This is a genomic window from Actinocrispum sp. NPDC049592, assembly GCF_040675465.1.
Lineage (GTDB): Bacteria > Actinomycetota > Actinomycetes > Mycobacteriales > Pseudonocardiaceae > Kibdelosporangium.
The window spans coordinates 205,693-232,624 of record NZ_JBFAPA010000019.1 but is presented as its reverse complement, the minus strand read 5'-3'; the positions used below and the strand labels follow the sequence as shown (position 1 = coordinate 232,624).

The window sequence follows — 26,932 nt, the reverse complement described above, 5'->3', positions numbered from 1 at the left end:
TTGACCCTGCCAACCCCAGTCGACGGGAGTTGATCAACAGTGCTCGGAATCAGCCGGATCGGCCCGCTCGTGGCCGCTGTCGCGCTGCTGGCCGGCGTGACAGCGAGCCCGGCGGCCGCCATCGCGAAGACCGGACCCATCTGCGTGGCGTACGTCGAAGTGAACAACGAGAGCATGCTGAACGTGGGCAAGTACACGCTGGCCAACGGCGGCGGCAACGTGTTCGACATCGGCGTGATCTTCGCCGCCAACATCAACTACGACACCGCGAAGAAGTCGGCCTACCTGTACTTCAACCCGAACGTGCAGCGCGTGCTGGACAACGTGGCCACCCAGGTCCGGCCCCTGCAGGCCAAGGGCATCAAGGTCACGCTGTCCATCCTCGGCAACCACCAGGGCGCCGGGTTCGCCAATTTCCCGTCCAAGCAGGCCGCCGAGGCCTTCGCGAAGCAGCTGTCCGACGCCGTGGCCAAGTACGGCCTGGACGGTATCGACTTCGACGACGAGTACGCCGAGTACGGCAACAACGGCACCGGACAGCCGAACGCGAGCTCGTTCGTCTACCTCGTCACGGCATTGCGCGCCGCGATGCCCAGCAAACTCATCACGCTGTACAACATCGGCCCCGCAGCGACGCGGTTGTCCTACGGCGGCGTGAACATCACCTCGAAGTTCAACTACGCCTGGAACCCCTACTACGGCACGTGGAGTGTCCCGAACATCGCCCTGCCCAAAGCCAACCTCTCCCCAGCGGCCGTCCAGATCAACGCCACCTCCACCAGCACCGCCGCCAGCCTCGCGAAACGCACCAAGAGCGAGGGTTACGGCGTCTACCTGACCTACAACCTCACCGCCGCCGACTCGCACACCTACATCTCCTCCTTCACCAAGGAGCTGTACGGCGCCAACGCCGTCTTCACGAGGTAGCGGACGCGTCCGGCGGGCGGGACAGCCGCCCGCCGGATGTGCTTGCGCGGCCTCGGATGACGGACCGGAATTGACCATAACGTCGTAGTCGTCGGGTGCTCGCGGCTCGATATCGTGGTGATCATGTGGTGGACGGTGCTGGGCGCGATCGGGGTGCACGCGGAGGACCGGGTCATCGAACTTGGCGGCGCCAAACAACGACGGGTGCTCGCGGCGCTGTTGGTGCAACCGGGGGCGCCGGTGCCGGTGCCGCAGCTGGTGGACGCGGTGTGGGAGGACGGGGCGCCTGCTACTGCGGTTGGGACGTTGCGGGTGTATGTCGCCAATCTGCGGCGGGCGTTGGAGCCGGGGCGGGCGCCGAGGGCCGCGGAGACGGTTCTTTCCAGTTCCCCGTTGGGGTACCGGCTGGTGGTGAAGCCGGGGGAGTTGGACGCGGACCGGTTCCGGCAGCTGGTGGCCTCCGCTGCTGCCGCGCGGGCGAACGGGCGGCCGTTGGATGCGTTGAACGATCTCGACGAGGCACTGGACCTGTGGCGTGGGCCCGCGTTCGGTGAGTTCGCCTGCGATGCGTTCGCGGCCACCGCTGCGGCTGGGCTGGAACAGCTGCGGCTGGCGGCCCAGGAGGACCGGATGGACGCCGAGCTCGCGGTCGGCCGTCCCGCCAAGGCAGCCATTGAATTGAGGGCGCTGGTCACCGCGGAACCGTTGCGGGAACGGCGATGGGAGATGCTCGCCCTCGCGTTGTACCGCAGTGGCAGGCAAGCCGACGCGTTGGCGGCGTTGCGCGAGGCCCGGCACGCACTCGTGACGGAAGTCGGTGTCGAGCCCAGCGCCGGGCTGCGCCGCCTGGAACACGAGATCCTGAACCAGGATCCCCGCCTCGACCTCTCAGCTCCCACTCTGGAGATCCAGGCGGTGGAGATCACCGCGCCGGACCTGCCCGGCCGCCTGGATGTGCTGCGGTCGGTCGAGCGGGCGCTCACGTCGGCCGGCGCGGGACAGGGGCAGATGTTCCTGGTGACGGGGGAGCCGGGGATCGGCAAGACCCGGGTCACCGAGGCCGCCGCGGAAATGGGCCCGGCACAAGGGTTTTCCGTGGTGCTGGGCCGTTGCCCGGACGGGGAGGGTACTCCGGCGTTCTGGCCGTGGGTCTCGATCCTGCGCTCGCTGATCGGCGACGCCGACCCGGAGTTACGTGAGCTGGCAGGCAAAGCCGGACTTGGGATGCTGTTGGACGTCGGCTGGGCCACGCAGCTGCACGAGACCCGCCTGCACACGGCGATCGTCGAGGTGATCGCGGCGGCGGCCCGGCGCCACCCGCTGCTGGTGATCCTGGATGACCTGCACTGGGCCGACCCCGACTCGATCCTCGTGTTGCGGGTGCTCACGACCATGCTGCCCGAGCTGCCGCTGCTGCTGCTCGCGGCCACCCGGGACGGCGCCGACCTGGGCGAACCCGTCGCCGGGCTGGTCGCCCAGCTCACCGGCCGGTGGGTGACGAGGTGGCCGTTGCGGCGGCTCACCGAGGCGGAGGTCGCCGAGGTGCTGACCGGGTGGCCGGACTCGGGGCATCCGGACGCCACCAGGGTGATCCACCAGCGGTCCGGCGGAAACCCGTTCCACGTGGTCGAACTGGCCCGGTTGCTGCCCAAGGGGAACCCGGGATCGCTCGCCGACGCGCTGCCGCACGGCACCCGCGACCTCATCCAGCACCGGCTGCGCAGACTGCCGGAGAAGGCCGCGCCGGTCCTGGTCGCGGCGGCCGTGATCGGCGAGGAGTTCGAGGCCGCGATCCTGGCGGAGGCCTCCGCCCTGCCCGCCGACACGCTGTCGGAGGTGTTGGAGGCGGCGCTGCGGTGGGGCCTGGTGATCGACAGTACGACGCCCGGCCGGTACCGGTTCGGCCACGCCCTGGTGCGCGACACCCTCCGGTCGTCGGTGTCCCAGTTGCGGCTGGCGCAGTGGCACGCGAGTGTCGCGGCCGTGCTGGCGCGGCGGGTGCCGCACTTCCCGGACAACGACATGCTCGACGCGGTGGCGTTCCACTGGCTGGCGGCCACGAGCGTCGGGCATGCGGAGGAGGCCATCGCCGCCGGTCAGGCCGCCGCCGAACGGGCCGAACGCGTGCACGCGCACCAGCACGCGGCGACGCTGTTCGCCGCGGTTGTCGAGGTCATCGACCACTATGCCGCGCCGCGGAACGCTGCCGAGACTAGGAGATTGTTCGAGCTGCTGGTCCGGCTGGGCCGCACGAGCTGCCGCGCGGGCTTGCAGGAACAGGCTTCCGCGGTGTTGCGGCGCGCGATCGGTCTCGCCTCGCGGCTGGACGACCCGCAAGCGCTCGCGGTCGCCGCCACCACGTACAGCACCGAGGCGTTCTGGTCGATGCGCGAGTACCGGGCCGTCGAACACCCTGTGCTGGAAGCGTTGCACGAGGCGGTCCGGTTGCTGCCGCCGGAGGACTCGCCGCTGCGTTGTCTTTCCCTCGCGGCCATCGCGACCGAGCAGTACTTCGAGACCGGGCCGGACACCGGCGAACCGGACCAGCCGTCGGCCGAGGCGATCGCGATGGCGCGCCGGCTCGGCGATCCCGGCCTGCTGATGCGCGCGCTGCACCTGCGCCACCAAGCCATCCGGCACGCGGACACCCTGACCGAACGCCAGCAGATCGTGTCCGAGCAGGTCGCGCTGGCGCCCAGCGTCGGCCTGGACTGGACCCCGCGCGTGCTGTTGCGCCGGGCACTGACGTCGCTCGAGGCCGGTGACATGCCCGCCGCCCAGGCCGACGTCGACGCGTGTGCCGAGGCCAACCGGCGGATCCAGCTGCCCGAGGTCGACGTGCACCTGCGGTGGTGGACGGCGATGCGCGCCGGGCTGGCCGGGGACACGGAAGCCGCGGTCCGCCTGTCCCGGCAGGCCTACGAGCTGCACCGGCAGACGGTGTGGGGTTCGGCGGCCGCGCTGACCAGCCAGATCGTGTCGTGGCTGATCGACGAGGGCAAGTACGGTGAGGCACAGCAGATGTTGCGCGACCACAACGAACCGGGCAGCCCGTTCGGTCCCGAGCATCTCGGCCTTTTGCTTGCCCTGCAAGGTGATCTGGCCGCTGCCCGGGCCATCTGCCGACCCGCCGCGAAGGTGCCGGAACCACCGATGGACTGGTTGTGGCTGGTGCAAATGGTCCTGCGCACGTACGCCTGGGCGCTGTGCGGTGACGTGGCGTCCTGCCAGTACGCGTTGGACCGGCTGCTGCGGTACACCGGCCGCAGCGTCACCAGCGGCTCGGCGATCCTCTGCTGGGGCTCCATCGACCACTTCCTCGGCGAGGCCGCCTTTACCGCGGGCCGGACCGGGCTGGCGATCACGTTGCTGCGCAAGGCGGTCCGGCACAACAGCGAGATGGGCTGCGTGACCTGGCGGGACCGTTCGGCGGCCCGGCTCGCGGAGGTGGCAGCCCCGGTCGGGGATTACCCGACCTGATCCAATTCGGGTCCAATCACTTCACAACGCGCTGCGGCGATACTCGGCCGGACGAAGGGACGGCGAAGTGCATGGCTTACCCAGCGCGGTCGAAAGCCGCACGTTCGGCGAGTTCACGGTCCTGCTCGACGGAGTGCCCGCCGATGTCGGCGGGCCCAAGCAGCGGTTGCTGCTGGCCCACTTGCTGTGCCGGGCGAACTCGGTGGTCCCGGTCAAGGAGCTGATCGACGCGTTGTGGGCGGGCCGCCCCCCGCGTACGGCGTTGAAGAGTCTGCAGGTCTACGTGTCGAAGCTGCGCCGGGTGTTCGGCGCGCGGCTGGACTACGCGGGCCGCGGCTACCGGTTGTGCGCCGGGCCGGACGAGTGCGACCTGCTCCGGTTCGAGTTCCTGGCCCGGCAGGGTCGTCACCGGTTGCGCGACGGCGACCCGGAGGCGGCCGCCGTGGTGTACGGGCAGGCTGTCGCGCTGTGGCGCGAGCCGCTGGCCGAGTTCGGCGACGAGCCCGGCCTGGCCCCGGAGCTGGGCCGCTGGCAGCAGCTTTTCCTGGCCACGTTGGAGGACTGGGCCGAACTGGCGGTCGAGTCGGGCGACCACCAGACGGTGCTGGCCCGGCTGGCCCCGCACATCCGGCCGCACGTGCTCAGGGAACGGCTTGGGGCGGCCTGGATCCAGGCGCTCGCGGCGGCCGGGCGGGTGCCGGAGGCCTTGGCGCACTACGAGTTCGTCCGGCGGATGCTGGCCGACGAGCTGGGCGTCGACCCGGGGCCGGCGCTCGCCCGGGTGCACCGGCGATTGCTCACCGGCGTACCCCAGCCGTCGACCCGGCCGGACCGGAACGTCCCCGGCAACCAGCTTCCCCGCGACCTCCCCGACTTCATCGGCCGGACCACCGAGACCGCCCAGGTGCTGGCCAGCCTGACCATCCACAAAGGACACCGAATCATCGTGGCCCACGGCTGCGGCACGTCGGCATTCGCCATCCACGTCGGGCACCTGCTGTATGAGTCCTATTCGGACGGTCAGCTGCTGCTCGATCTGGCCGCGACGGACGGTACCGCCAAGCCCGATGCTCAGGTCTTCGCCGAACTGATGGACATGATCGGTCTGGACGGCACCGCGCAGGCGGCGGCCCGGTGGCGGTCGTGGATCACCCGGCGACGACTGCTGGTCATCCTGGACAACGCGACCCACGAGGACATCGTCCGGGCGCTGCTGCCCGGCGCCGGGTCGAGCGCGGTGATCGTCGCCGGGCGCAGCCGGTTGAGTGGACTGGAATCCGTGCAGCGCGTCCGGTTGGGGCCGCTGGGTGACGCCGAGAGCCGGGAGCTGCTCGGCCGGGTCATCGGGTCCAGCCGGATCCTCGCCGACCGTGACTCGGTCCGGCGGATCCTGGACAGCTGCGGCGGTTCACCGCTGGCTTTGCGGATCGCCGGAGCGAAACTGGCCGCACTGCGGCACATCACGCTGGCGGACTTCGCCGACCGGCTCGCCGATCCAAGGCGCGTGCTCGACGAGCTGGCGGTCGGCGAACTGACACTGCGCGAACGTCACGATGTGGCCTACCGGAGTCTGTCCGGCCTGCAACGCGCCGCCTACCGGCGTATCGCCGCCCTGCCACCGCCGCCGTTCGACCACGGCCAGCTCCTCGCCGCCATGACCGGTCTGTCTACATCGGACTACGTTGTGCTGGAATCGTTGCTGGAGTGCGGGCTGCTGTCCGCCCCGGAAGCGGAGGTCACCGCTTGCTACGCCAGCTACGACATGCCCGTGTTCACCTACTGGCACTGCCACGAAATGGCTGCCCAGGAGGACGGGAACGTCAGCCATTCCGGTTGCGCAGAAAGCCCTTGAACACGTCCACCAGCTGCGCGCCCAGCTCGCTCTCGTCCGCGCCGAACCGGGCGAGCAGGTCCTGCGGTCCTTGGCAGTGCGGGCATCCCTTGGCCACCCGCAGCGCGGTCGCCGCCTGGCCGGCGAACAGCGCCAGCAGGTCCAGGTCGCTGAGGCTGGACCGGGACTGCTCGGTCGGGTCGATCACCTCCAGCACGCCGAGGACCTGGCCGCCGGACAGCAGCGGCGCGGCCATCAGCGCCTGCGGCACGTAACGGGTGGACTCCGCGAACTCCCGCGCGAAGGTGCGGTTGTCGGTCAGGTCGTCGACGATCATCGCCTGCCCGGAGCTGAGCACCCAGCCCGCGATCCCTTGGCCGGCGGGCATCCTGGTGCCGATCAGGAAGTCCTCGCCCGCGCCGGAGACCGCCTCGAAGACCAGCTCACCGGCGGGTTCGTCGAACAGGAACACCGAGCTGGCCGCCGCGCCGAAGATCGCCTTGGCGACCTCGACGACCGACTGCAGCAGTGCGCGCGTGCCATTGGGCGCCGGCGAGATGTCCAACGTCATGTGAGACCTCGTTTCTCCGTGCGGACGTTCGCCGCGGCCAGATACAGCACGGTTTTCACCTGGAAGACGGTCAGCCCGGGGTGCTTGGCGAGGGTCAGCGCGCACAGGCCGCTGATCCGTGGCGTCGCGAAGCTGTTGCCGGTGGTCCGGACCGTGCCGCCGCCGGGCCACGCGACCACGACATCCCGGCCCTTCGCGAAGAACTCCACCGGCGGGGCCGGGTTGTACAGGTACAGCCCGGGATCGGCTTCCTGGTGGCTGCCAACGGAAAGCACCGAGCAGAACCGCCAGGGGTAGCTGACCACGGGCGTGTTGTGCGCCGATGCGACGATCACGGTTCCCCGGAAGTAGGCCTCGTCGGCGAGTTCGTGCAGCTCCTGCGCGAAACGGTTGTGCGTTGTCGAGAGGCTCATGTTGATCACGTCGAACCCTTGCTCGACCGCCCAGCGCAGACCGGCCAGCAGGAAACCGCCGCTGCCGGTGAACCGTTCGCCGAGCACCCGGACGCTGTGCAGCTCGCAGTCCGGGGCGACCTCGCGGATGATCCCGGCGCAGGCGGTGCCGTGACCGCAGGAGTCGCCCGGTTCGGTCTCCCGCACCTCGGGTCCGTTCGGGCCCTGGACGACTTCGTGGGAACTGGTGACCGGCCCGACCAGCGGGTGATCGCCCTCGATCCCGCTGTCCACAACGCACACCCGAACACCCGCGCCGGTCGAGTCGCCCCACGCCCACTCGGGCGACACCTCGTTGAGAGCGGTCGCGTCGACCTCGAGGTCGGCCGCCTCCTGGTCACGCAGACCCCAGCTGAGGTTCATCGGGCCGCCTTCCTGAGCTCGACGGCCGCGCGGGTGCCGACCACGTGTCCCTTGTCGCGGAACACTTCGGCCGCACGATCCGCGGCCTGGGCGGCGGCCGTGCCGTCACCGGCGGCCAGGCTGACCGTGGCGAGATCCAGCTGCGCGGTGGCCCGGATGATCGGCGAGTCGGTGCTCTCCGCGAGCGCCACCGCTCGTCGCGCCAGGTTCGTGTCACCGTCGGTCCGAGCGAGAATCCCGAAGTGATCGGCGGCTTCTGCCGGTGGGGCGCCGCCGGCGAGCACGAGCAGGTCGGCGCCGGGGCGTTTTCCTTGGCGCAGCAGCACTCTCGCCAGCTCGCGGGACGCGGTCGCGATCAGCCCGGGATCGCCGGTCGCCCGGCACAACTCGACCGCGCGGCCCAGCAGCCGTTCCGCCGACGCGAGCCGCCCGGCCAGCGCCTCCACTCCACCGCTGAACAACGGCCCGACGACTTCGGCTTCGGCGTATCCCAGCTCAGCCGCAAACCGGCCCGCGACGGCGAGGCACTCCTGCGCGGCTTCGTCCAAGCCCTGCAGTGCCAACAAATTCGCGAGCGGATAGGTGAGGGTCACGATCACGACGTCGTGATCGCCGCCGTGGACAGCGAGCAGTTCACGGCAGCACCGGACGGCTTCCTCGGCCGGAGTCGGACCGTGCCACAAGGACATGCCGATCGCGCCGAGGGTCATCGCGTGCTCTGGGGCGGCTTTGGCAGCCATGGCGTGCTTGAGTGCCTGCGCCAGCAGCTGTTCCGCGGCTCTGTGAGAGCCGAGGATCTGCTGTTGCTGTGCCAGCCGGATGTGCGCACGAGCCAGTCCCAGCTCGTCGGCGTTCGCCTCGAACACCGGCAGCACTTCCCGGGCCGCGCGGGCGGCGTGCATCCACCGTGGCCCGGCGGGCTGATCGTCCAGCGCGGCCAGCTGAAGCCTCGCGTGGGCGTGGGTGAGGTCGTCACCCTGCTCGGCCGCGGTCGCCAGCACCTCGCGCAGCAGTTGCCCACCCGCGCCGGTCGCCAGCAGGGTCTCACCGAGGACCTGGGCCGCTGCCGTCCACCAGGAGTCGTCCTTTGTGGAGTGCTCGAGGGCGCGGCTGCTCAGGTCCGCCGACCACGACAGGTCGGCACGGGCCAGTGCAAGCCGCCCGGCTTCGGCGAGAGTGCGGGCCGCCTGGCCGCGCAGCTGTCCGGTGTGCTCGTCGCGCATTCCCAGCCCGTGGCGGTGCAGGTACGCCTGTTCGAGGTGGTGGCCGGTCACCGCGAGGCCAGTGCTCTGCTCTGCGAGCCGCTCGTGCCAGTCCGCTCGCCGCCGTTTGCTGATGCCCTGGTAGGCGGCGTCACGCAGCAAACCGCTGCGGAACCGGTACTCCTGGTCACCCACCGGTTCCACCAGCCCCCGGCGCATCAGCTCCGCGACCGCGGCCGGCCCGCCGGTCCCGGCCAGTGCTGCCACATCGCGGAGGCCGAACTGGCGGCCGACCACGGCGGCGGCGTCCAGGACCAGCCGTCCGGGCGGATCCAGCGCGTCGATGCGGGCGGCCAGCACGGCGGTCACCGTGACGGGCAGCCGCTCCGGATCGGCGCCGTCGTCGAGCATGGCCACCAGTTGCTCGAGATACAGCGGATTGCCCTCGGCGCGCTCGATCACCCGGCCGAGCACGGAAGGCCCATGCGGCTGCAGCTCGACCAGCTCGGCCGCCAGCAGCGCCGACTCCTGCGCTGACAAGGGCCCCAGCTCGATCGTCCGGAATGGACAGTCACGGCCCGCGCACACCAGCAGGACGCGGGCCGCCCGCAGCGATTCGTGGAGCTTGCCCACACCGTCGAGCAGCATCGGGTCGGCCCACTGGGCGTCGTCCAGGACCAGCACCACCGGCCGGGCCGCGGATAGGTCGGCCAGCACGGCGGCGACCGCGGCATAGGTCCCGTCCACCGACCGGCCCGGCGTGCCGTCCAGCAGTAAACCGGACCGCAGCGCGCGGTAGGGCAGCCGGTCGCTGACCAGCCCGTGCCGGCTCGCCGTGCCGACGATCTGGCGCAGCGCCTGGGCCAGGGGAGCGAGGCTCGCCTGGTCCCGGTACGGATGGCACCGCCCGAAACCGGCCAGCACGTCGTCCGGCAGCGCGGACAGCCATCCCTCGATCAGCCGGGTCTTGCCGATCCCGGCCTCACCGGACAACGTCACCCACTGGCCGTGCCCGGCCAGGACGCTGGACCACCGCGCACTCAACAGGTCCAGCTCGTGGGCCCGGCCGACGAACGGCGAACCGGGCCACGGATGCGCACCGGGCGTGTCCGGCCGGATGCCCCGCAACCGGAACGCGGGCACCGGGTCGCGCTTTCCCTTCAGCGCCATCACGCCGGCTTCCTCGACCTCGGCGGCTTTGTCCAGCAGCGCCCGGGTGGCGGCCCCGATCAGGATCTCGCCGGGTTCGGCGTTCTGCTGCAGCCGGGCGGCCACGTTGACCACGTCCCCGGCCACCAGGTTCTCGTTCGCGCCTTGTGCCGACGTGGCAACGACTTCACCGGTGTTGACGCCGATCCGCACGGTCAACCGGCAGCCGAACAGGTCTTCCAGGTCGGCGTTGAGCCCGGCGAGCGAGCTGAGCATGCCGAGGGCGGCCTCGGCCCCGCGGCGAGCGTCGTCCTCATGCACGACAGGCACTCCGAACACGGCCATCACCGCGTCCCCGATGAACTTCTCGACCGTGCCGCCGTGCGCCTCGATCTGGCGGCGCGCGGTGTCGAAGTAGCGCATGACGACCGACCGCAGCGTCTCGGGCTCCAGCACCTCGGCCAGTTCGGTGGACCCGACCAGGTCGCAGAACAACACGGTCACCAACTTGCGCTGTTCCATCGTTCCCCCGCGTCAGAACAGTGCCGCGCCCGCGACGACGGAGTGCGCCCGCACCTCGGGTTCGACCGCGTCCAGCCGCCGCTTGATGTCCAGGATCAGCGCCAGCTCGGTCGCGGTCAGCCCGCTGAACACCGCGCGCTGCTCCTCGGTGAACCCACCGGTCGGAAACCCCGCGTCGGCCAGCGCGCGCAGGTTCGCGTCATCCTCTGTCGTCACAGCAGGTCCTCTCCGGTCGGGCCAGGGCGTCGAACAGGTCGATGAGTGCGCCCGCGGTGTGCAACGCGCTGACCCGGACCGCCCGGCGCTGCTCGGCGGACAGGTCCAGCTCGGCGAGCAGCGCGAGCACCTCCTCGCTGTGCCCGGGATCGGCGGTCGCGTGGTGGCGCAACGTGTGGAAGGCGCGGTCCGGCAGACCGGTCCGCTCGGCGAGCAGGCCGGGCAGCTCGGGGGCGGGCGAGTTCCCCTCCAGCACGGCGATGTAGCCCAGCAGCGCGACCGGGTGGACGTGGTTGATCCAGTAGTACTGGGGGCCGGTCAGGCGGGCGACCTGGACCGACGGCAGCTCGGCCCGGTTGAGCCCCATCGTGGCCATATCGTCGAGCAACCACTCGTCATGGCCCGCTTCTTCCTTGATGTGCAGGGGAAAGTACTCACCGAGCCGGGTGCACACCGGGTCGGGCCGGTCGCAGCGCAGCGCCGCCAGCTGCATCAGCGGCACCGAGGCGCGCAGGACCGCGTGCATCTGGATCAGGTACCGGCCATAGCGCTCCCGCAGGCCCGCCGGTTGCCACAACGCGGCCGCACTGCGCCGCAACGCCGGGACGACGAGATCCAGCACCGCTCGCAGATCGCCGCTCATCCTTGCCCGCCGACCAGATCGACCTCGCCGATCTCGATCTTGGCGACTCCGCCGGTCCCGCCGGCCTCGGCGACTGCGGTGGCGTCGCCGACCAGGTGGGCGTACTGGGGGATGCCGTGCCTGCGGACCAGCGCCTGCGGTCCACCGACTTGCCCTTGGCGGATGGCCGCGGCCTGCAACAGTTCCCCGGCCGGACCCCCACCCACCCGAGCCGCCCATTCCGCCGCGGCGGTCAGGTCGCTCAAGCGGTGGCAGGTGCCGCAGTAGCCCGTACCGCCCGCGCGACCGGCGATGTGTGACGGCCCCACGGTGCGGATCATTCGCAGCAGCGGCAAGGAGTTCGCCCGGTCGACGACGGCAGGCCACGTCGTGGTCGCGATCTCACCCAGCCGCAGGTGCTCGGGCCGGACCCGGCCGTCCACCACGTCCTGGTTGCAACAGGCCACGATGGCGCCTTCGACGGCGATCACCGGCCACGCGGCCATCGCGCACGGCGCAACCGCGGTGTCCGCGATCGGGGTCGCGCGGGCCCAGTTCGCCGCCCGGCCGATCGGCTTGATCTCGCTGACCAGCATCGGGACATCCGCGCCGAACGCGGTCGTAACCGAGGCGGTCACCTCGGCGAGGTACGGATCGTCGCGGCCGGTGCCCGCGATGTGCAGGCTGGTCGCGATGCCGTGCCGCAGCAGGGTTCGCAACACCTGGAACACGTCCGCGCGGGCGACCATCCGCTCGTGGAACACGTCGAGGCTGAGGGACAAGTGGTCCAGCTCCCGGGCGGCCTGCCAGATCGGGGCCGGAAACCGGCCGCCCCGCGCGAAGAAAGCGCCGGTCAGCGCCGCAGTGCGGACGCCAGCCAGTCGAGCGGTGCGCGCGACCGCAGCGACCAGGTCCGGGCGCAGCAGGGGTTCGCCGCCGGTCAGCATCAGCACGTCCGGCCGGCACGCTGGGGTGAACGTCTCGGCGAAACGCAGCAGCGACGCGCTGTCCAGCTCACGCCCGCGCGGTCCCGAGGACGAAGAACAGTGCGCGCAGTTCAGGGGGCACCGTTCGGTCAGCGTCACGAGTGCGCCCGCGCAGATGGTCTGGCGCAGTGCCATGATCCCGGCCAGCCGCATCGCCCACCTCCTCGCCTCCCGGCAAAGTCTTCAGCGCCCGCCTGGCATCCGGTTGTAGCTCGGTATATCCGCTCGTCAGACCGGTCGCGCGGGCGGCGGCCGGGCGGGGGAGCCGACTATTTCCCTTGCGGGACAACGCTTTAACCGGGCGTATACCGGCCTTTGACCGCGCTTTCTAGCGTGATTCCTTGCGTGACCGGGAAATCCCGGCACACCGACCGGAGGGAGACCTTCCCATGTCCGACGAGATCATCCCCGCGCAGAACGCCGACGACGAGGTTGAGACGCAGGGCGACGACGAGGTCCAGGCGCACAGCGCGGACCAGATCCTCGGGCTGCAGCGGCTGGAGAAGAAGCTGGGGATGGGCAACAACAACCCCGCGATGAGCTGCAGCTCCTGCTACGGCCTGAGCTGCGGCTGAGCCGGTGACCCGTGGCCTGGGGGCGCCATCCGGCCCCCCAGGCCACATCCGGACCGCACCGCAACCATGACTGGACGGGAGTGAACAGCATGCAGGTCGAATGGGAGACGGTGCTGTCCTACATGACGCACCATCCACGGTGGTTCGAGGGCTTCACCCAGCGCGCGCCGGGCGGCGACCTGCTCGCGGAGTACCGCGTGGCGATGCCAGCGACCTGGCGGTTGTGGCGGCGGGGCTACTGGATGATCGCCGAGCCGCCGGACACGCCGATGCCGGACCAGGGCTGGAAACTGCACGTGTCGGCCAATTCGTGGAGCGCGGCGCGGATCCTGCGGGCGGCGCTGCCGGTCCTGCGCGACGCGGGTGTCCGGTTCAAGTTCCTGATGGACCCGGCCGCGGTCGGCGAGGCGAACGGGAAGTCCTACTCCCGGGGGTCGAGCGGCAAGTTCATCACCGTGTACCCGGTGGGCGACGACGAGTTCCACGCCGTCGGAAAGGCGTTGACCGATGCGCTGAGCGAGTTTGACGGCCCATACCTGTTGTCTGACCGTCGTTATCCCGGATCGCGAGTCGTGTACTACCGGTACGGCGGTTTCCGGACCATCTTCCGGCTCCGGTCCAGCGGTGTCCGCGAACTGCTGATCAACACCCCGGACGGTTCGCAGGTACCGGACATGCGCAATCCCTACTGGTCGGTCCCGGACTGGGCCGTGGACCCGTTCGGACGTGAGACGCCGGAGACGGCCGAACCGGAAACAGAGACGGCACTGGCCGGCGGGCGGTTCGTGGTGGACAGCGCGCTGCTGATGAGCAACCGCGGCGGGATCTACCGCGGCATCGACAACGAGACCGGCGCGGACGTGGTGCTCCGTGAGGCGCGCCCCGGCGTCGAGGTCGGACCGTCCAGAATGGACGCCGTCAAGCTGTTGCGCCACGAGTACGACCTGCTGACCGAGCTCGCCGACACCGGCCTGTTCGTCCGGCCGGTCTCGTTCTTCAGCCAGTGGGAGCACTCGTTCCTCGTCGAGGAGTACATCGAGGGCACCCCGATCGGCCGGCTGAGCATCACCGAGAACCCGGTCTACGGCCTGGACCCCACCCCGGCCCGGCTCGCCGACTACTACTCCCGGTTCCAGCGGCTGTGGGTGCGGATCGCCGAGGCGATCGCGGTCTGCCACGAGCGCGGGATCGTGCTCGGCGACCTGTCGCCGACCAACATTATCGTGACTCCCGACGATGACATCCGGATCATCGATCTCGAATCCGCGTTCCACGAGGGTGTCGACGACGGCGCCGGGCTGAGCACGCCGGGCATGGTGACCCGGCGGGCGCTCCTCAGCCGCCGCGGCGACCGCCGAACCGACTACTACGCGCTCGGCGGCGTGATCCTGTCCTGCGTGTTGATGTGCCACCAGGCCGACGTCGTCGGCCAGCACATCCCCCGGCAGCTGTTCGCCGAGGTGTCCGCCGACCTCGGCCTGCCGGCCGGGCTGGTGTCGCTGATCGAGGACCTGTACGACGAGAACGCGTCGCTGCCCGACCCGGCGCGGCTGCGGGAACGCCTGGAGAGCCTGGACTTCCACAGCGCGTGGTCCGTCCCGCCGCCGCTGGCCGGGCCGATGATGCCGGATCCGGCGGTGAGCCAACGGCTGCACAAGCGAATCGAGACGACCCTCGACGGCGTGGCGGACTACCTGATCGGCACCGCGGACCCTCGACGCGACGACACGCTGTTCCCGGCGGATCTGCTGGTGTTCGAGACGAACCCGCTTTCGTTGGCACACGGCGCTTACGGCACTCTCTACGGGCTGCACGTCATCCGCGGCGAGGTGCCAGGTTCGCTGCTTGCCTGGGCGCTGCAGCGATCCCTCGCGCACACCGACATGCCGCCCGGTCTCTACTACGGCACCGCCGGGGTGGCTTGGGCACAGTCCATTTTGGGCCATCAGGATCTCGCCGTCGCGACGCTGCGGGGGAGTGCGGGGCATCCGTTGCTGTTCGCCGATCCGGGTGTGCTGACGGGTGCCGCTGGGCACGGCATGGCCTGTCTGCGCCTGTGGAAGGACACCGGGCTTCCCGAGTTCCTCGACCGGGCAACCGAAATCGGCGCTCACCTCGCCGAGACCGCTGTCCGAGAGGGCGATCGCGCGCACTGGCCGAGCACAGACGGGTCTGTTCCGGTCGGCTACGGGTATGGCGCTGCCGGGGTGGCCATGTTCCTGCTCGCTTCGCATGCTGTGACAGGGGATCCAGCTGTTCTGGAACTGGGCCGTGCCGCGCTGGAGTTCGACCTTTCCTGTGGCGAGTACACCCGCAGTGGCCTGCTCACGTTCCCGGCGGTAATGGCCACAGAGGACAGTCCGACCGAGGTTCTTCGGCACTACTGGGACGAAGGCACGGCGGGCATCCTGACCACGGCCCTGCGCTACCACCAGGTCACCGGCGACCTGCGGGACCGGATCGACCAGCTGCTGCCGGACGTGCGCCGCAAGTACGTTGTCTTCCCACAGCTTTTCCATGGCGCCAGCGGGATCGGCAATGCCCTGCTGGACGCGTACGAGTTCCTCGGCGACGAGGAGCTGCTGGGTGAGGCGGAACGGATGGCCGCCACGGTGCTGTGCAACGTCACCGAACGCCCCGAAGGCCTGGTCTTCCCGGGTGAACAGACGTTGCGGGAGAGCGGGGACCTCGCCACCGGGTCGGCCGGTGTCGCCCTGTTCCTCGACCGGTTCCGGCGCACCGCACCGGGCGCCCGCACGAACCTGAACTTCGTCCTCGACGATCTGCTGCCGGACAACCGATGACCCAGACCGCCGAGCAGACGGTTCCGCTGCGCCGCAACCGGGAGTTCCGGTTGCTGTGGATCGGGCAGGCGTTGTCGGACTTCGGTTCGGCGATGACGGGCCTGGCCTTGCCTCTCGTGTTGTTCGCGGCCGGGTACGAACCGTCTGCCGCGGGACTGGTCGGCACGGTGGTCCTGGTGGTGGGGCTGGTGGCGCGAGTGCCCGCGGGCTACCTGGCGGATCGCTACGACCAGCGTGGTCTCATGCTGGCTTGTGATATCGCCAGGCTGGTCGCGGCCGCTGTGGTGGCTTTCGTTGTGGCCGCGGGGTCACTGCCGTTGACGCTCGCGATCGGCACGGTGATCGTGTCCGGGGTCGCGCTGGAGGTGTTCCGGCCGAGCCAGAACAAGGTGGTCCGTCGGATCGTGCCGGTCGACCAGCTCGGGCACGCGGTGTCGGTCAACCAGGCGCGGATGTACGCGTCGAGTATCGCGGCTCCGGCGGCGGCCGGGTTCCTGCTCGCCTTGTCGCCGTCGGTTCCTTTCGCGGTCGACGCGGTCACCTTCGGGTTGTCCGCTTTGTGTGTGGCGATGTTGTCCCGGTCTCCGGCTCCGGCTGTTGTTGCTGCGCGCGAGCGGTTTCTGCCTCAGGTTCTCGCTGGGTGGCGGTACCTGGTCAAGGACCGTTTCCTGCGCATGTCCTCGGTGTTGTTCGCGTTGCTGAACTTCACGTTCTCGGCGCTGAGCTACGCGTTGATCCTCGGTGTGGCCAGCGAACCGGCCGCGGTGGGGGTGGCGATGAGCTCGGCCGCGGTGGCGGGGCTGGTCGGGTCGCTGCTCGTACCGTATGCGACCCGGTGGCTGTCGTTGCGGGTGTTGCTCGCGGCCGGACCGGTGATCAGCTCCGCGTTGCTCGTCGTGGCATGGTCCGGTGGCGGCGTGATCCCTTTCGTGGCCGCGTTTTCGGCGATGTGCTTGCTCACTCCGGTGATCGGCGCGGTGATCATGACGATGATGGCCAAGGTCGTACCGGAGGAGATCTACGGCCGGGTGACCGCCGCGGGCGGGTTCGTCGCGCAGATCCTGCAACCGTTGGGGCCGTTGGCAGCGGGCCTGTTGCTGACTCAGCTGACGTTCGGCGCGACCGCGGGGGTGTTCGCGATCGCCCTCGGCGCCCTGGCCGTGCTCGCGGCCACGCTGCCGATTCACGAAGGGAGACCGTGATGCTGGAACTGTCGGTGCTGGACCTCGCGGTGATCGGCCCGGACGGCTCGGCTTCGCAGGCGCTGCGTGACGTCGTGGCGGTGGCGCGGACGGCGGAGGAGTACGGCTACCACCGGTTCTGGGTGGCCGAGCACCATGCGGCGCCCAACACCGCGGGCAGTTCCCCGGCGGTGTTGTTGGCCTACATCGCTGGCCGCACAAGGACTTTGCGGATCGGGTCCGGCGGGGTCATGCTGCCCAACCACTCGCCGCTCGTTGTTGCCGAGCAGTTCACGACCTTGCAGGCGTTGCACGACGGTCGGGTGGACCTCGGCGTGGGTAGGTCTGCGGGCGGCAATACGGCGAGCAGCGTGCTGCATCGGGCGCTGCACCGTCATCCTCAGGCGATGGCTGAGTTCCCGCATCTCATTGACGAGGTGATCGGGTTCCTGCACCACTCCTGGCCTGCTGGACACCGGTTCGAGACTCTTGAGATGTCGCCCAGGATCCCGACCCCGCCCGGCTTGTTCGTGTTGGGTGCCAGCGAGAACGGTGCTCGCATCGCCGCGGAGCGTGGGCTGCCGTTCGTCTACGGCCACCATCTCGGCCGCGGCAAGGCCCGCCCGGCCGCGATCGACGTGTACCGCAGGGAGTTCCGGGGTGAACACCCCTACCTGATCGCCTCGGCCAACATCCTGTGCGCGGAGACCGACGAACTGGCCGCACGCCAAGCCATGGCCATCGCCCTCGCCGAAATCCAGCGGCACGACCCCACCGCCACCGAACCCCGCCAGCGCTACCTCGCCGCCCAGGCCCTCGCCGACTCCCACCTCATCCACGGCGACCCCACCACCACCCTCACAGCGATCCACCACCTCGCCGACAGCCTCACCGCCGACGAGATCATGCTCGTCCCCTACAACCGCACCGGCCCCGCCCGCGCCACCACCCTCCGACTCCTCGCCCAATCCCGCCTCGCCACCACCACCCACCCAACCTGACCCCAAACTCGCGTGTCCCACGTTCACCGCCCCCGTGTCCCACGTTCGAGCACCCCGAGTTCCACACTGCCCCAAGCGAGTGGGGGAACTCGGGGTCGGCCGACGGGGAACTCGGGGTCCGTCAACGGGGGACACGGGGGCGGTGAATGTGGGACACGGGGGTGGGGTGGGCGATCATGCTAAGGTGGCCGTGATGGATACCTACTCGTGTGGATCGGGGGTTTCGTTCGCCAAAGGTGAGTGCTGATGCACCCTTTGACCGCGAATGAGACCTTTCGCCTTCGTTTCTGGTCGCGCGTGCGCGAGTTCGCCGTGCCGCCGACGATGATCGAGTCAGCGACAGCCCGCCGGATGGCCGGGGACTGGGCTGGCGCTTGCGCCGCCGCGCACTTCGACGTGGACCTGGACCTGCGGGCCGTGGGTCGCGCCCATGGCCGCGAGTTCGCCGCGCGGGTCCGCGCCGATCTGCGCCAGCTGGCTCCTGACCTGCTGCGCTGGCATTTTCCGCGGATCGCGCCGGATGGCCTGCTGCGTCCGGACCTCACCGTGTCCCTGGCTCGATACCGGGCTGACAAAGAGGCGATACACCTCGTGGCGCGGACACCTCCGGTGTGGGCAGACGCGGGCCAGCGGATCAGCCTCGCGCTGTGGGAACCGTCCCAGTCCCGGCCCCATCCCGACCGCCGGTTCCGCCTCGATCTGCACCGCCACTTGTGGGACGCGCCCAGGGCCGGTGAGCTGGCGGAACGGGCCAGGGAAGGGCCCTCGGCCGTTGAGATCCCGGGCTGCGCCACGCATCGGTGGATGGCCGAGGCGGCGCTGTTGCTGCAGGCGGACGGGTGCGCGGGCAGCACCGTCGCCGTACGGCTCAGTTCCCGGCGCCGGCTGATGCTGGATGTGGACACGCGGAAGATCACGGTGGCTCCCGCGAGAGGGCGGCCGCTACTGCCGGACGCGGCGACGTGGTTGCTTCCTGATGTGGAGCTGCTGCGCGCAGGGCTGATCGACGCCGATCGGCTGCACCCGCTTGTCGCGGCGGCGCTCTGCCCCGGCCATCGACCGGCTGGTGTGGCACGAAGTCCAGGCAGCGCAGAGGAACGCCTCGTGGAGTGTCGTGGCGCCATGCACCGGATCGGCGTGGTGAACGGGGTGCTCGTCCCGCTGGACCACGACGCCGACGAGATCCGCCGCGAGGAGCTGCTCATCGCGTTGGGCGGTACCGGACCGCCGTGCCTGCAAGCGATCGACACGGCACATCGGGCTCCGGAGAACCTTGCGGACGTTCGCGCTCGGCTGGATCACGGCGACACCGCCGGTGCCCTCGCCGTGGTCGAACGGCTGCTCGGCGCGGACGCGCTGCTGCGCAGCGGCGCATTGCGTGACGAGTTGGAGACAGCGTTGCGCCGCAAGGTGTCTCACGGCATGTACCGCGCCGGAATCGGCGGCTACAGCCCTCCTCCGTCCACTCGGGACAAACGCCGCCCGGACTCCCGCGCCCATCCGCGCCACGCCACCCGTATCTGACTCGCCTGGCCGTCGCACGGCCCCGACCTGACCAAAGGTGATCAACATGCCTGCTGCCATGGATGCCCGGCCGCTGAACATCGCCGCCGACCTGCTTGCCCTGCTGCGCAACACGAACACCGAACCACGTGCCGACAACCAGCTGGAAGCCTTGACACTGGCCGTATCCGCCGACCTGCCGGTGCTGCTGTGGGGCGAACCGGGGATCGGCAAGACCGCAGCGCTGAACCAGCTTGCCGACGCTCTCGAACTGCCGCTGACAACGGTGATCGCGAGCGTGCACGAGCCGTCCGACTTCTCCGGTCTGCCGGTGGTCGGCGATGATCCCGCGGAGCAAGGAGTTCCGATGGCTCCGCCGGATTGGGCCGTACGCCTGGTCCGCACCGGTCACGGACTGTTGTTCCTGGACGAACTGTCCACCGCGCCGCCCGCCGTCCAGGCCGCGTTGCTACGTGTTGTGCTCGAACGTCGGGTCGGTGCGTTGAGGCTTCCGCCGGGTGTCCGGATCGTGGCCGCCGCCAATCCGCGGTCCTCCGCGGCCGATGGCTGGGAGCTCAGCCCGCCACTGGCCAACCGGTTCGTCCATCTACAGTGGACATACGACCACGAGGTCGTGGTCCGCGGACTGGGTGGGACGTGGCCCAAGGCCGCGCTGCCAGACCTGGACCCGGAGCGGCTGCGGGACGCCGTGGCGTTCGCTCGCCGGGCGGTGTGCGAGCTGCTCACCGTTCGTCCGGCGCTTGTGCATCAATTGCCAAAGAACGAAGTACGCCGAGGCGGGCCATGGGCGTCGCCCCGCAGTTGGGAAATGGCGCTGCGGCTGATCGCTTTCGCCACCGCCGCGGGCGCTTCCCGGGATGTGCTGTCGATGCTGGTGCGGGGCGCGGTGGGCGACGGGCCGGGCCTGGAGTTGCTGGCTTTCCTGGATCGGATGGATCTGCCGGACCCCGAGGTGCTGCTCGCGGATCCGGCCGCAGCCGTCCTGCCCGAGCGCGGCGACCTGCGCCAGACGGTGCTCGATGGCGTGGTGGAGGCCGTGCGCAAGCGGCCCGAGCAGTCCCGCTGGGACGCCGCGTGGGCACTGCTGGTTCAGGCGCTGGAGACCGGCGCTCCAGACCTGGTGGTCGTACCGGCGTCGACGCTCGCGGCGTTGCGCCGCGACGACTGGCAGGTTCCGGCGGCGATCGAACGGCTGGCGGGCGTGGTTTCGTTGTCACAGCGAGCGAACCGGGTGGGTGCCCGCGGATGATGGACGAGGAGAAGCTTTTCGCCGCCCGGTTGCACGCGGCCCGGTGCCGGCCGTACCTGGCGACCGCGTTGTTCGCATTGTCCATTGTAGAGTCGAGGCACGTGCCGACAATGGCTGTGGACCGCTATTGGCGTTGCTACGTCTCGGCTGCGTTCGTGGACCGCACTCCGGTGGAGGAGCTGGCCGGGGTGTGGGTCCATGAGGTCTCGCACCTGCTGCGTGATCATCACGGGCGCGGCGACCGGTTCGCGGCGAAGCACGACCTGACCGGGCCGGGGGAGCGGCTGCGGATGAACATCGCCGCGGACTTCGAGATCAACGACGATGTGTTCGGCGATGGCTTGGTCCGGCCCGAGGACGCCGCGCACCCGGAGATGCTCCGCTTGCGGGAAGGGCAGTTGATGGAGGAGTACCTGCTGCAGTTCCGGCTTGGCCCGTACACCAACGGGTTTGCCTGGCTGGACTGCGGCAGCGGCGCCGACGGGCTGGACCGCGACTGGGATCTGGGCCCCGACGGCGCGCACGGGCTCACCGCGCAGGAACGGGATGCCGTCCGGTTCCGGGTCGCCGAGGGCATCAACGCCGCTCCGGGGGACGTTCCGCAGGGCTGGCGGCGCTGGGCCGAGCAGGCCTTCCATCCACCGCAGCCGTGGCGGGAACTGCTGGGCGCGGCGGTCCGTACGGCGATCTCCAGCGCGGGCGTGGGCGAGGACTACACCTACGGCCGCCCCTCGCGCCGGTCGGCCGGTCTGCCCGGCGTCATCATGCCGAGCCTCCGGCGCCGTCCGCCCAGCGTCTGCGTGATCGTCGACACCTCCGGATCCGTGAGCGACGCCGAACTGGGCAGCGCGATCCTGGAGATCGCCGCGATCGCCTGCGCGGTGGGCGGCCGGCGCGACCTCGTCTCGGTGATGTCCTGCGACGCTGCCGCCCACACCGTCGACAAACTGTGCCGTGCCGAGGGAATCGCCCTGATCGGCGGTGGCGGCACCGACCTGCGCACCGGCTTCGCCAAAGCCCTGCGCACCACCCATCCACCCGACGTCATCGTGGCCCTCACCGACGGCCAAACCCCCTGGCCCCCAAGCAAACCACCCTGCCGGACCGTCATCGGCCTGTTCCCCCGGCGTCACCAACCAGCCGAAGACCACCACTACAAACCGGACACCCCACCCGCATGGGCGCGGGTGGTCTCCATCGGCTGATCTCAGGGTTTGCGGGCGACGGCGCCGACCAGCAGGTGCTGGATGGGGGACAGGGGGCGCAGGCGGGGGCCGTCCGGCCACCAGTCGGCGAGCGGGACCAGGCCGGGGTCGACGGGGTCGAGACCGGCCAGCATGGTGTTGATCCGGTCGATCGTCCGGAACCAGCCGCTGGCCATTCCGCTGCTGAGGTAGATCTCCTGCACGCGGGCGGCCAGGCCGGCCAGCTCGTGGCCCTCGCCCGGGTCGAGCAGGTGTGCGAACGCGACGTAGGAGCCCGGGGCGCAGGCGTCGATGAGCCGGCGCAGGATGCCGCACGGGTCGTACTCGTCGCCGACGTGCATGAGGGTCCCGACGTGGCAGATGGCCACCGGGCGCTGGAAGTCGATGTGCTTGCGGACCGTGGGGTCGCTGACGACGTCCTCGGTGGTCCAGTCGAGCTCCGTGATGTGGGTCTGCTCGTTGCCCGCGAGCAGCATGCGGCCGTGCGCGAGGACCAGCGGGTCGATGCCGACGTAGAGCACCGAGGCCTCGCTGTTGAGCCGCTGGACCACCTCGTGCATGCTCTCGTCGACCGGCAGGCACGGCCCGAAGTCGAGGAACTGGTCGATCCCGGCCTCGCCGGCCAGGAACCTGGTCGCCCGCAACAGGAACTGCTCGTTGTCCCGGGCCAGCGCCGCGAACTCCGGTGCGATCGCGGTGAACTGGTCGCGCACCTCGCGGTCGGCCTCGTAGTTGTCCTTGCCGCCGAGCAGGGCGTTGTAGACACGGGCGATCTGCGTGCCCGAGTCGTCGCGGGCCGAAGGTTCGTCGTTCTGCGTCATACATCACCACCTCGCGGGGTCATCCGCACACCTTATTGCGTCGGCCGGGCGCGCGGTGCGAATACCCGGATGACCGCGGGCAGCAGGACCGCGTTCCACGTCCCGCGTGGTACCTGGATGCGTGGTTTGGTCTTCTCGCCGTGGTAGGCCATGATCCGGTGGTAACCGTACTTGATCTCGGTGCCGGCCACCTGGTCCCACTCGATCGACTTCTTGAACAGCGTGCCCTTGTGCAGACCCTGCCGGTCGATCCGCACCCCGCCCAGCTCGGTCGCGCCGCCATGCTCGACGGCCGAGATCGCCTGGCTCACGATCCGGGTGGCGACCCGCTCGAGCAATATGTCGACCGCCTGCGACCACAGTTCCCGGTTGCGGTCGCGCTTCTCGTGGTCGATCCTGCCGCGCAGGAACCCGGTGGTGCCGGAGATCATCTGGAAGCCGGCCTTCTGCCGGTCCGGGGTGCCGACCGTGATCGAGAACGTCGTGTGCTGGTAGGCGCCGTTGGTGTAGTGGTCGATCGCGGAGTAGTCGACCTTGTCGATGTTCGGCCAGGCAATGGTTCTGTCGGTGAACACCATGGCCTGGTCGGTCATCACCAGACGGGCCGACTTCTGCGGTTTGTCGGGGCGGGCCAGCACATCGAGCAGCACCTGTGTCATGGAAGGTCTTCTCCCCGGGTCGTGGTGCCATCGACCCTAGGGCCGCCTCCGGCGCCGTCCCGCGCCTCAAAGGGCAGTCTCGGGTCGACGGCCACCGCAATCCGGCGTCCCGCGGAAATCAGCGGGGAAGCAGCTGCTGGCCGCCGTCGACGTCATAAGTGGCGCCGGTGAGGGCGGTGTTGGCCATCAGGTGGACGGCGAGGGCGGCGACATCGGTCGGTTGAACGACACGGCGGATGGGCAGGGTGGCGCTCAGCTGCTCGCGGCGGGCATCGAGCTGGTCGCCGAGCAGCTCCGCGGACAGCGGGGTGTCGACGAACCCGGCGGCGATCAGGTTCACGCGGATCGGCGCGAGTTCGAGGGCGAGACCGGCGGTCAGCGCGGGCGACCCGGCGGTCAGCGCCGATGTCAGTGCGAGCCCGACGGTGGGCCGGCGCGCGCCGGTGCCGCTCATGAACACCAGTGACCCACCAGGCCGCACCACCCCGGGCGCGACCTGGGCGATCCGCAGCGGCAGCCACAAATGCCCCTCGATGACCCGACGGGCCTCCGCGAAGTCGATCTCGGCGAGTGGCGCGTAGTACGGCCGTCCCGCGGTGACCATGATGTGGTCCACCGGGCCACGCAGATCGGCGAAGAACCGCCGGAGCCGGTCGAAGTCGGTGGCGTCGAAGGCCGCGGTGCTGCGCGCGCCGATCTCCTGCGCGGCCCGGTCGAGGCGTTCTGTGTCGCGGCCGGTGAGGATGACATCGGCGCCTTCGGCCCGTGCACGCCGGGCCGTCTCGAGGCCGATACCGGCGCTGCCACCGATCACGACCACGGTCTGCCCTCGTAGCTCCGGTTCACGTGGGGTCGTCATTCCTCAAGGCTTACCACTGTCCGTTTCCGGGGCGCAGTCGATCCAGGCCCGGCACACTCATCCGTGTGGTGTTTGTCCGCGGGTGCGGCCTGGACGTCGTCGAGCACCTTGCGGGCGCCGTCTGGCCCCAGCTCGTACCGGAACGGGGGCTCGGCGAAGACCAGTTGTCACGCGCCGCGCGGGTGCACGGTCCTAGTTGGTGTCAGTACGAGCCGTCCTGTTCCCACGAAACGAGACCGCCATGACCGTTATCTCGAAAGCCCTGGCGCTCCAAGCCATCCGCCGCGCCTACGGACCCGACTTCGCCGAGTCCCTGGCGGAGCACCTGCCCGACCGGATCGACACGCACGACGCTGGGGACCTGGCCCGGATGGCCGACCTCGGGCTGACCGCCGACGGCATTTTCGACGCGCTGGGCGCCGAGCTGTGAACGACATCGGCAAACTGGAGATGCTGCTCGACGACCCGCAGGTGCGGGAGCTGATCCTCGGCCTGGGATACGTCGAGTCCGCGCCACGGGCGGTCGAGTCCGGAGCGCCACGGCTGCACGCCGTCGTGCTGCACCTCGCCGAGACGACAAGCACCGAGCAGTACGCCAGCTGGCTGTCCGACGAGGTGCCGAACAGGACGATGACCGCCGACCAGGTCCGCAAGACCATCGGCGACACCGCCATCGACGACCTCGCCCAGCTGATGAGCGCCAGCTCGAGCACCATCACCTGGCAGCTCGCCGTGATCCTGCCCGACTTCGTGGACGCGGTCAGCCCTGGTGGCCAGGTGGTCGACGTGAACCGGCTCGCCCGCGAGATCCTCGACGCCAGCGCCGAGGACGACCGGGAGGCCGGCGGCTTCGGCTCCCGCGTGCACTGACAGACGTTCGATCGCGAGCTGTGGGCTGACAACAATGGTCGCTGTCAGTCCACGGCTGTCAGTTCGCTCGGTGGGTCGAGGTTTGAAAATCTCATTGATGAACTCGTGTGTGCAACTCCCTCAATACGGCAGCATTTTGCCATGCGACCTGGTAATACCTACTTTCACTGGCGTCCAAGTAAGCACCGGCTTTGACTGGTATCTTAGTGTTGGAATGGCTCATCAAGACGCAGAATTCCTTGGTCATGCTGGCGAAGAAATCGCCGTCGCGTATGGGATCGGCTATGTCCAGTGGAGCTTTGGGTAGGTCTATCCATCCTTCGCTCAGTATCAAACCCGCGCGGGGGATCGTATGCTTTGGAAGCAGGATTCCGTCACCGGTGCGGAAATCGAGCTTGCACTCCCACACCGTGACAGACCCGCCGTGCAGCCAGAATACGAACACCTGATAGCGTTCGGCCCGGACCAGTTCGTCATCCCCGGTCCGAGCCAGCGGCGGGCGTTCGCCGTCATCTGCAAGGTCGACCGCGACAGTGCACAGGAGACATTCACCGTTATTCAACGAGCCCGCATTCTGGCCCACGCTGTGTGCGGCACCCTGTACGACGGCGATGAGATCATTCCGAAGCAGCGTGTCCATATCGCTGTCTGCAGGCCGGCGGTCCGCCCTGTACTGCTGAAAATTGTGCCAACCTGAGAAGCCGCAAGCAGCACCTGTTGCGAGCAGTAGAAACGTCCAGAAGCCGGTAGCGACCACGACGGCCAAAACAACCAGGACAGCACCGGCAAAGAGGCCACCGGGAGCCAGCGCTGGCAGGTCTGGGGGTGGCGCGGAACTGAAGTACCTCTGGACCAGCCGCGGACGGTCATCGTCTTTGGCACGTTGGGCGGCGTCGGGCATCATCGCTGACCTCCGTGACGGGCCCTTCAGCGTGACACGGGTCGGCGGGGCCGTTTGTGTCACAAGACGCATTGAGCGGTGTGCTGGGCCCGCTGAGTGGCCTTGTGCCTACGAACCGGCGATCGCCGTTGCTGCCGTATGTGACGACGCCCGCGGTGTCCTCGGATACTGGCGACCCACATCTGCCCAATCCTCGTGGCGCGGTTTGTTTCCTTGCCCGGCAACGACATCGTCGGCGAGTATCCGTTCGAGGCGCGCCATGGCGCCGGACTGGGCGGCGCTGGCGAACGCGCTCATCAGGCGGTCGTGGACCGCGCGGTGCACGGGCGCTTGCCTTCGTTCGGCGAGGTGCGCGCGGGCCCGCCGGGCCAGCTGGCGTGAATTGGCCTCACTGAGTTCGAGCGCTTCGGCGATGTCGCGGAACGGGTACTCGAACGCCTCGCGCAGCACGAAGACCGCGCGTTCGGTAGGCGACAACCGTTGCTGCAGAAGCAGAAGCGCGCGCTCGATCTCCTGTGCGCGTTCGGTCGCGCCTGCGGGGTCGTCCGGAGCGATGATCTCCGCCGACGGCCAGCGGCCCGCGGGCGACTCACGGCGGACCCGGGCCGTGCGGGCCACGTTGAGCGCGACCCGGCTGGTGACCTTGACCAGGAACAGGGTCCGGTCGCGGACCACCGTGCGGTCGGCGCGTTGCCAGCGCAGCCAGACGTCCTGCACGACGTCCTCGGCGTCGGTGACCCGGCCGAGCATCCGGTACGCGATCCCGAACAGGCGCGGGCGGATGCGTTGGAAATCCGCCACTTCCTCTTCGGCCGCCGTGGGAGGTGGTGGTTCCAACGGGGTCCGTGGTGGCGGAACGACCATGGTGGGTGGGGGAGCGGCGGGGGTGTCGGTGTTCGTCGAGCGCATGAGGACCGTCCTTTCGTCGTGGCCTCGACTGCTGCCTGACTCGGCGATCGAAG

The 26,932-nt window shown here is 69.7% G+C and carries 23 protein-coding genes; 12 read left to right on the top strand and 11 right to left on the bottom strand.

What is annotated here, in order from left to right; translation table 11 throughout:
- Positions 1-39: 39 nt before the first annotated feature.
- From AB0J95_RS38785 to AB0J95_RS38775, 3 genes are all read left to right on the top strand, one after another.
- Positions 40-927: an endo-beta-N-acetylglucosaminidase H gene (locus AB0J95_RS38785; protein ID WP_364769676.1), complete on the top strand. Its 888-nt coding sequence runs from the start codon at positions 40-42 to the stop codon at positions 925-927.
- A 123-nt stretch (positions 928-1,050) separates the two neighbouring features.
- The gene (locus AB0J95_RS38780) at positions 1,051-4,407 is read left to right on the top strand and encodes a BTAD domain-containing putative transcriptional regulator (RefSeq protein WP_364769674.1); all 3,357 of its coding nucleotides are present in this window, start codon (positions 1,051-1,053) and stop codon (positions 4,405-4,407) included.
- Positions 4,408-4,474: 67 nt separating this feature from the next.
- The gene (locus AB0J95_RS38775; protein WP_364769672.1) at positions 4,475-6,259 is read left to right on the top strand and encodes a BTAD domain-containing putative transcriptional regulator; all 1,785 of its coding nucleotides are present in this window, start codon (positions 4,475-4,477) and stop codon (positions 6,257-6,259) included.
- Here AB0J95_RS38775 and AB0J95_RS38770 read toward each other — a convergent pair.
- Genes AB0J95_RS38770 through AB0J95_RS38745 form a run of 6 tightly spaced genes read right to left on the bottom strand, consistent with a single transcriptional unit; the run spans position 6,228 to position 12,474 of the window.
- Positions 6,228-6,809: a GAF domain-containing protein gene (locus AB0J95_RS38770; RefSeq protein WP_364769670.1), complete on the bottom strand. Its 582-nt coding sequence runs from the start codon at positions 6,807-6,809 to the stop codon at positions 6,228-6,230. The two genes, AB0J95_RS38775 and AB0J95_RS38770, sit on opposite strands and share 32 nt — an antisense overlap.
- A complete protein-coding gene (locus tag AB0J95_RS38765) occupies positions 6,806-7,624 on the bottom strand; it encodes a S8 family serine peptidase (RefSeq protein ID WP_364769668.1) in 819 nt (272 codons plus the stop codon). Before AB0J95_RS38765 ends, AB0J95_RS38770 begins: the two co-directional genes overlap by 4 nt.
- On the bottom strand, positions 7,621-10,497 hold the full coding sequence (locus AB0J95_RS38760; RefSeq protein ID WP_364769666.1) for an adenylate/guanylate cyclase domain-containing protein: 2,877 nt from the start codon (positions 10,495-10,497) through the stop codon (positions 7,621-7,623). Before AB0J95_RS38760 ends, AB0J95_RS38765 begins: the two co-directional genes overlap by 4 nt.
- A 12-nt stretch (positions 10,498-10,509) precedes the next feature.
- Positions 10,510-10,713 (bottom strand): aroma-sacti cluster domain-containing protein, encoded by a 204-nt coding sequence (locus AB0J95_RS38755; RefSeq protein WP_364769664.1) that lies wholly within the window; start codon positions 10,711-10,713, stop codon positions 10,510-10,512.
- Positions 10,697-11,356 carry an iron-containing redox enzyme family protein gene (locus AB0J95_RS38750; protein WP_364769662.1) on the bottom strand — a complete coding sequence of 220 codons (660 nt, stop codon included), beginning with the start codon at positions 11,354-11,356 and terminating at the stop codon, positions 10,697-10,699. Before AB0J95_RS38750 ends, AB0J95_RS38755 begins: the two co-directional genes overlap by 17 nt.
- Positions 11,353-12,474, bottom strand: coding sequence for a radical SAM protein (locus tag AB0J95_RS38745; RefSeq protein ID WP_364769660.1), 1,122 nt, complete (start codon positions 12,472-12,474; stop codon positions 11,353-11,355). The genes AB0J95_RS38750 and AB0J95_RS38745 overlap by 4 nt, the downstream gene beginning before the upstream one ends.
- A gap of 236 nt (positions 12,475-12,710) precedes the next feature.
- Between AB0J95_RS38745 and AB0J95_RS38740 the strand changes: the two genes are divergently transcribed.
- The 7 genes from AB0J95_RS38740 to AB0J95_RS38710 all read left to right on the top strand — a co-directional run bounded on the left by AB0J95_RS38740 (position 12,711) and on the right by AB0J95_RS38710 (position 21,860).
- Entirely contained in the window at positions 12,711-12,896 is a 186-nt protein-coding gene (locus AB0J95_RS38740; RefSeq protein ID WP_364769658.1) for a hypothetical protein, read from the top strand.
- A gap of 89 nt (positions 12,897-12,985) precedes the next feature.
- On the top strand, positions 12,986-15,700 hold the full coding sequence (gene lanKC, locus AB0J95_RS38735) for a class III lanthionine synthetase LanKC (protein ID WP_364769656.1): 2,715 nt from the start codon (positions 12,986-12,988) through the stop codon (positions 15,698-15,700).
- On the top strand, positions 15,697-16,902 hold the full coding sequence (locus tag AB0J95_RS38730; RefSeq protein ID WP_364769654.1) for an MFS transporter: 1,206 nt from the start codon (positions 15,697-15,699) through the stop codon (positions 16,900-16,902). Before lanKC ends, AB0J95_RS38730 begins: the two co-directional genes overlap by 4 nt.
- Entirely contained in the window at positions 16,902-17,882 is a 981-nt protein-coding gene (locus AB0J95_RS38725) for an MsnO8 family LLM class oxidoreductase (RefSeq protein WP_364769652.1), read from the top strand. Before AB0J95_RS38730 ends, AB0J95_RS38725 begins: the two co-directional genes overlap by 1 nt.
- Before the next feature lie 246 nt (positions 17,883-18,128).
- Positions 18,129-19,406, top strand: coding sequence for a hypothetical protein (locus AB0J95_RS38720; protein ID WP_364769650.1), 1,278 nt, complete (start codon positions 18,129-18,131; stop codon positions 19,404-19,406).
- A gap of 46 nt (positions 19,407-19,452) precedes the next feature.
- Positions 19,453-20,655, top strand: coding sequence for a MoxR family ATPase (locus AB0J95_RS38715; protein ID WP_364769648.1), 1,203 nt, complete (start codon positions 19,453-19,455; stop codon positions 20,653-20,655).
- The gene (locus AB0J95_RS38710) at positions 20,652-21,860 is read left to right on the top strand and encodes a VWA-like domain-containing protein (protein WP_364769646.1); all 1,209 of its coding nucleotides are present in this window, start codon (positions 20,652-20,654) and stop codon (positions 21,858-21,860) included. The genes AB0J95_RS38715 and AB0J95_RS38710 overlap by 4 nt, the downstream gene beginning before the upstream one ends.
- Positions 21,861-21,862: 2 nt before the next feature.
- Here the strand turns inward: AB0J95_RS38710 and AB0J95_RS38705 are convergent, their stop codons facing one another.
- The 3 genes from AB0J95_RS38705 to AB0J95_RS38695 form a co-directional block, all read right to left on the bottom strand.
- Entirely contained in the window at positions 21,863-22,681 is an 819-nt protein-coding gene (locus tag AB0J95_RS38705) for an SAM-dependent methyltransferase (protein WP_364769644.1), read from the bottom strand.
- A 32-nt stretch (positions 22,682-22,713) separates the two neighbouring features.
- Positions 22,714-23,340, bottom strand: coding sequence for a hypothetical protein (locus tag AB0J95_RS38700; protein WP_364769642.1), 627 nt, complete (start codon positions 23,338-23,340; stop codon positions 22,714-22,716).
- Positions 23,341-23,458: 118 nt separating this feature from the next.
- The gene (locus AB0J95_RS38695; protein ID WP_364769640.1) at positions 23,459-24,199 is read right to left on the bottom strand and encodes an SDR family oxidoreductase; all 741 of its coding nucleotides are present in this window, start codon (positions 24,197-24,199) and stop codon (positions 23,459-23,461) included.
- 241 nt (positions 24,200-24,440) lie between these two features.
- On the opposite strand from AB0J95_RS38695, the gene AB0J95_RS38690 reads away from it, so the two are divergent.
- Both AB0J95_RS38690 and AB0J95_RS38685 read left to right on the top strand, forming a co-directional pair.
- The gene (locus tag AB0J95_RS38690; RefSeq protein WP_364769638.1) at positions 24,441-24,629 is read left to right on the top strand and encodes a hypothetical protein; all 189 of its coding nucleotides are present in this window, start codon (positions 24,441-24,443) and stop codon (positions 24,627-24,629) included.
- Entirely contained in the window at positions 24,626-25,069 is a 444-nt protein-coding gene (locus AB0J95_RS38685; protein WP_364769636.1) for a YidB family protein, read from the top strand. The genes AB0J95_RS38690 and AB0J95_RS38685 overlap by 4 nt, the downstream gene beginning before the upstream one ends.
- 91 nt (positions 25,070-25,160) lie before the next feature.
- Here AB0J95_RS38685 and AB0J95_RS38680 read toward each other — a convergent pair whose 3' ends face one another.
- Both AB0J95_RS38680 and AB0J95_RS38675 read right to left on the bottom strand, forming a co-directional pair.
- Positions 25,161-25,973: a hypothetical protein gene (locus AB0J95_RS38680; protein ID WP_364769634.1), complete on the bottom strand. Its 813-nt coding sequence runs from the start codon at positions 25,971-25,973 to the stop codon at positions 25,161-25,163.
- A 105-nt stretch (positions 25,974-26,078) separates the two neighbouring features.
- Positions 26,079-26,879, bottom strand: coding sequence for a sigma-70 family RNA polymerase sigma factor (locus AB0J95_RS38675; protein WP_364769632.1), 801 nt, complete (start codon positions 26,877-26,879; stop codon positions 26,079-26,081).
- Positions 26,880-26,932 lie beyond the last annotated feature (53 nt).

Excerpts from the sequence above, each read along its gene's own strand:
- AB0J95_RS38770 (WP_364769670.1), bottom strand. The coding sequence starts at position 6,809 with ATGACGTTGGACATCTCGCCGGCGCCCAATGGCACGCGCGCACTGCTG.
- AB0J95_RS38730 (WP_364769654.1), top strand. The coding sequence starts at position 15,697 with ATGACCCAGACCGCCGAGCAGACGGTTCCGCTGCGCCGCAACCGGGAG.
- AB0J95_RS38745 (WP_364769660.1), bottom strand. The coding sequence starts at position 12,474 with ATGCGGCTGGCCGGGATCATGGCACTGCGCCAGACCATCTGCGCGGGC.
- AB0J95_RS38705 (WP_364769644.1), bottom strand. The coding sequence starts at position 22,681 with ATGACGCAGAACGACGAACCTTCGGCCCGCGACGACTCGGGCACGCAG.
- AB0J95_RS38740 (WP_364769658.1), top strand. The coding sequence starts at position 12,711 with ATGTCCGACGAGATCATCCCCGCGCAGAACGCCGACGACGAGGTTGAG.
- AB0J95_RS38720 (WP_364769650.1), top strand. The coding sequence starts at position 18,129 with ATGCACCCTTTGACCGCGAATGAGACCTTTCGCCTTCGTTTCTGGTCG.
- AB0J95_RS38710 (WP_364769646.1), top strand. The coding sequence starts at position 20,652 with ATGATGGACGAGGAGAAGCTTTTCGCCGCCCGGTTGCACGCGGCCCGG.
- AB0J95_RS38715 (WP_364769648.1), top strand. The coding sequence starts at position 19,453 with ATGCCTGCTGCCATGGATGCCCGGCCGCTGAACATCGCCGCCGACCTG.
- AB0J95_RS38760 (WP_364769666.1), bottom strand. The coding sequence starts at position 10,497 with ATGGAACAGCGCAAGTTGGTGACCGTGTTGTTCTGCGACCTGGTCGGG.
- AB0J95_RS38675 (WP_364769632.1), bottom strand. The coding sequence starts at position 26,879 with ATGCGCTCGACGAACACCGACACCCCCGCCGCTCCCCCACCCACCATG.
- AB0J95_RS38780 (WP_364769674.1), top strand. The coding sequence starts at position 1,051 with ATGTGGTGGACGGTGCTGGGCGCGATCGGGGTGCACGCGGAGGACCGG.
- AB0J95_RS38750 (WP_364769662.1), bottom strand. The coding sequence starts at position 11,356 with ATGAGCGGCGATCTGCGAGCGGTGCTGGATCTCGTCGTCCCGGCGTTG.
- lanKC (WP_364769656.1), top strand. The coding sequence starts at position 12,986 with ATGCAGGTCGAATGGGAGACGGTGCTGTCCTACATGACGCACCATCCA.
- AB0J95_RS38765 (WP_364769668.1), bottom strand. The coding sequence starts at position 7,624 with ATGAACCTCAGCTGGGGTCTGCGTGACCAGGAGGCGGCCGACCTCGAG.
- AB0J95_RS38695 (WP_364769640.1), bottom strand. The coding sequence starts at position 24,199 with ATGACGACCCCACGTGAACCGGAGCTACGAGGGCAGACCGTGGTCGTG.
- AB0J95_RS38700 (WP_364769642.1), bottom strand. The coding sequence starts at position 23,340 with ATGACACAGGTGCTGCTCGATGTGCTGGCCCGCCCCGACAAACCGCAG.
- AB0J95_RS38690 (WP_364769638.1), top strand. The coding sequence starts at position 24,441 with ATGACCGTTATCTCGAAAGCCCTGGCGCTCCAAGCCATCCGCCGCGCC.
- AB0J95_RS38725 (WP_364769652.1), top strand. The coding sequence starts at position 16,902 with ATGCTGGAACTGTCGGTGCTGGACCTCGCGGTGATCGGCCCGGACGGC.
- AB0J95_RS38680 (WP_364769634.1), bottom strand. The coding sequence starts at position 25,973 with ATGATGCCCGACGCCGCCCAACGTGCCAAAGACGATGACCGTCCGCGG.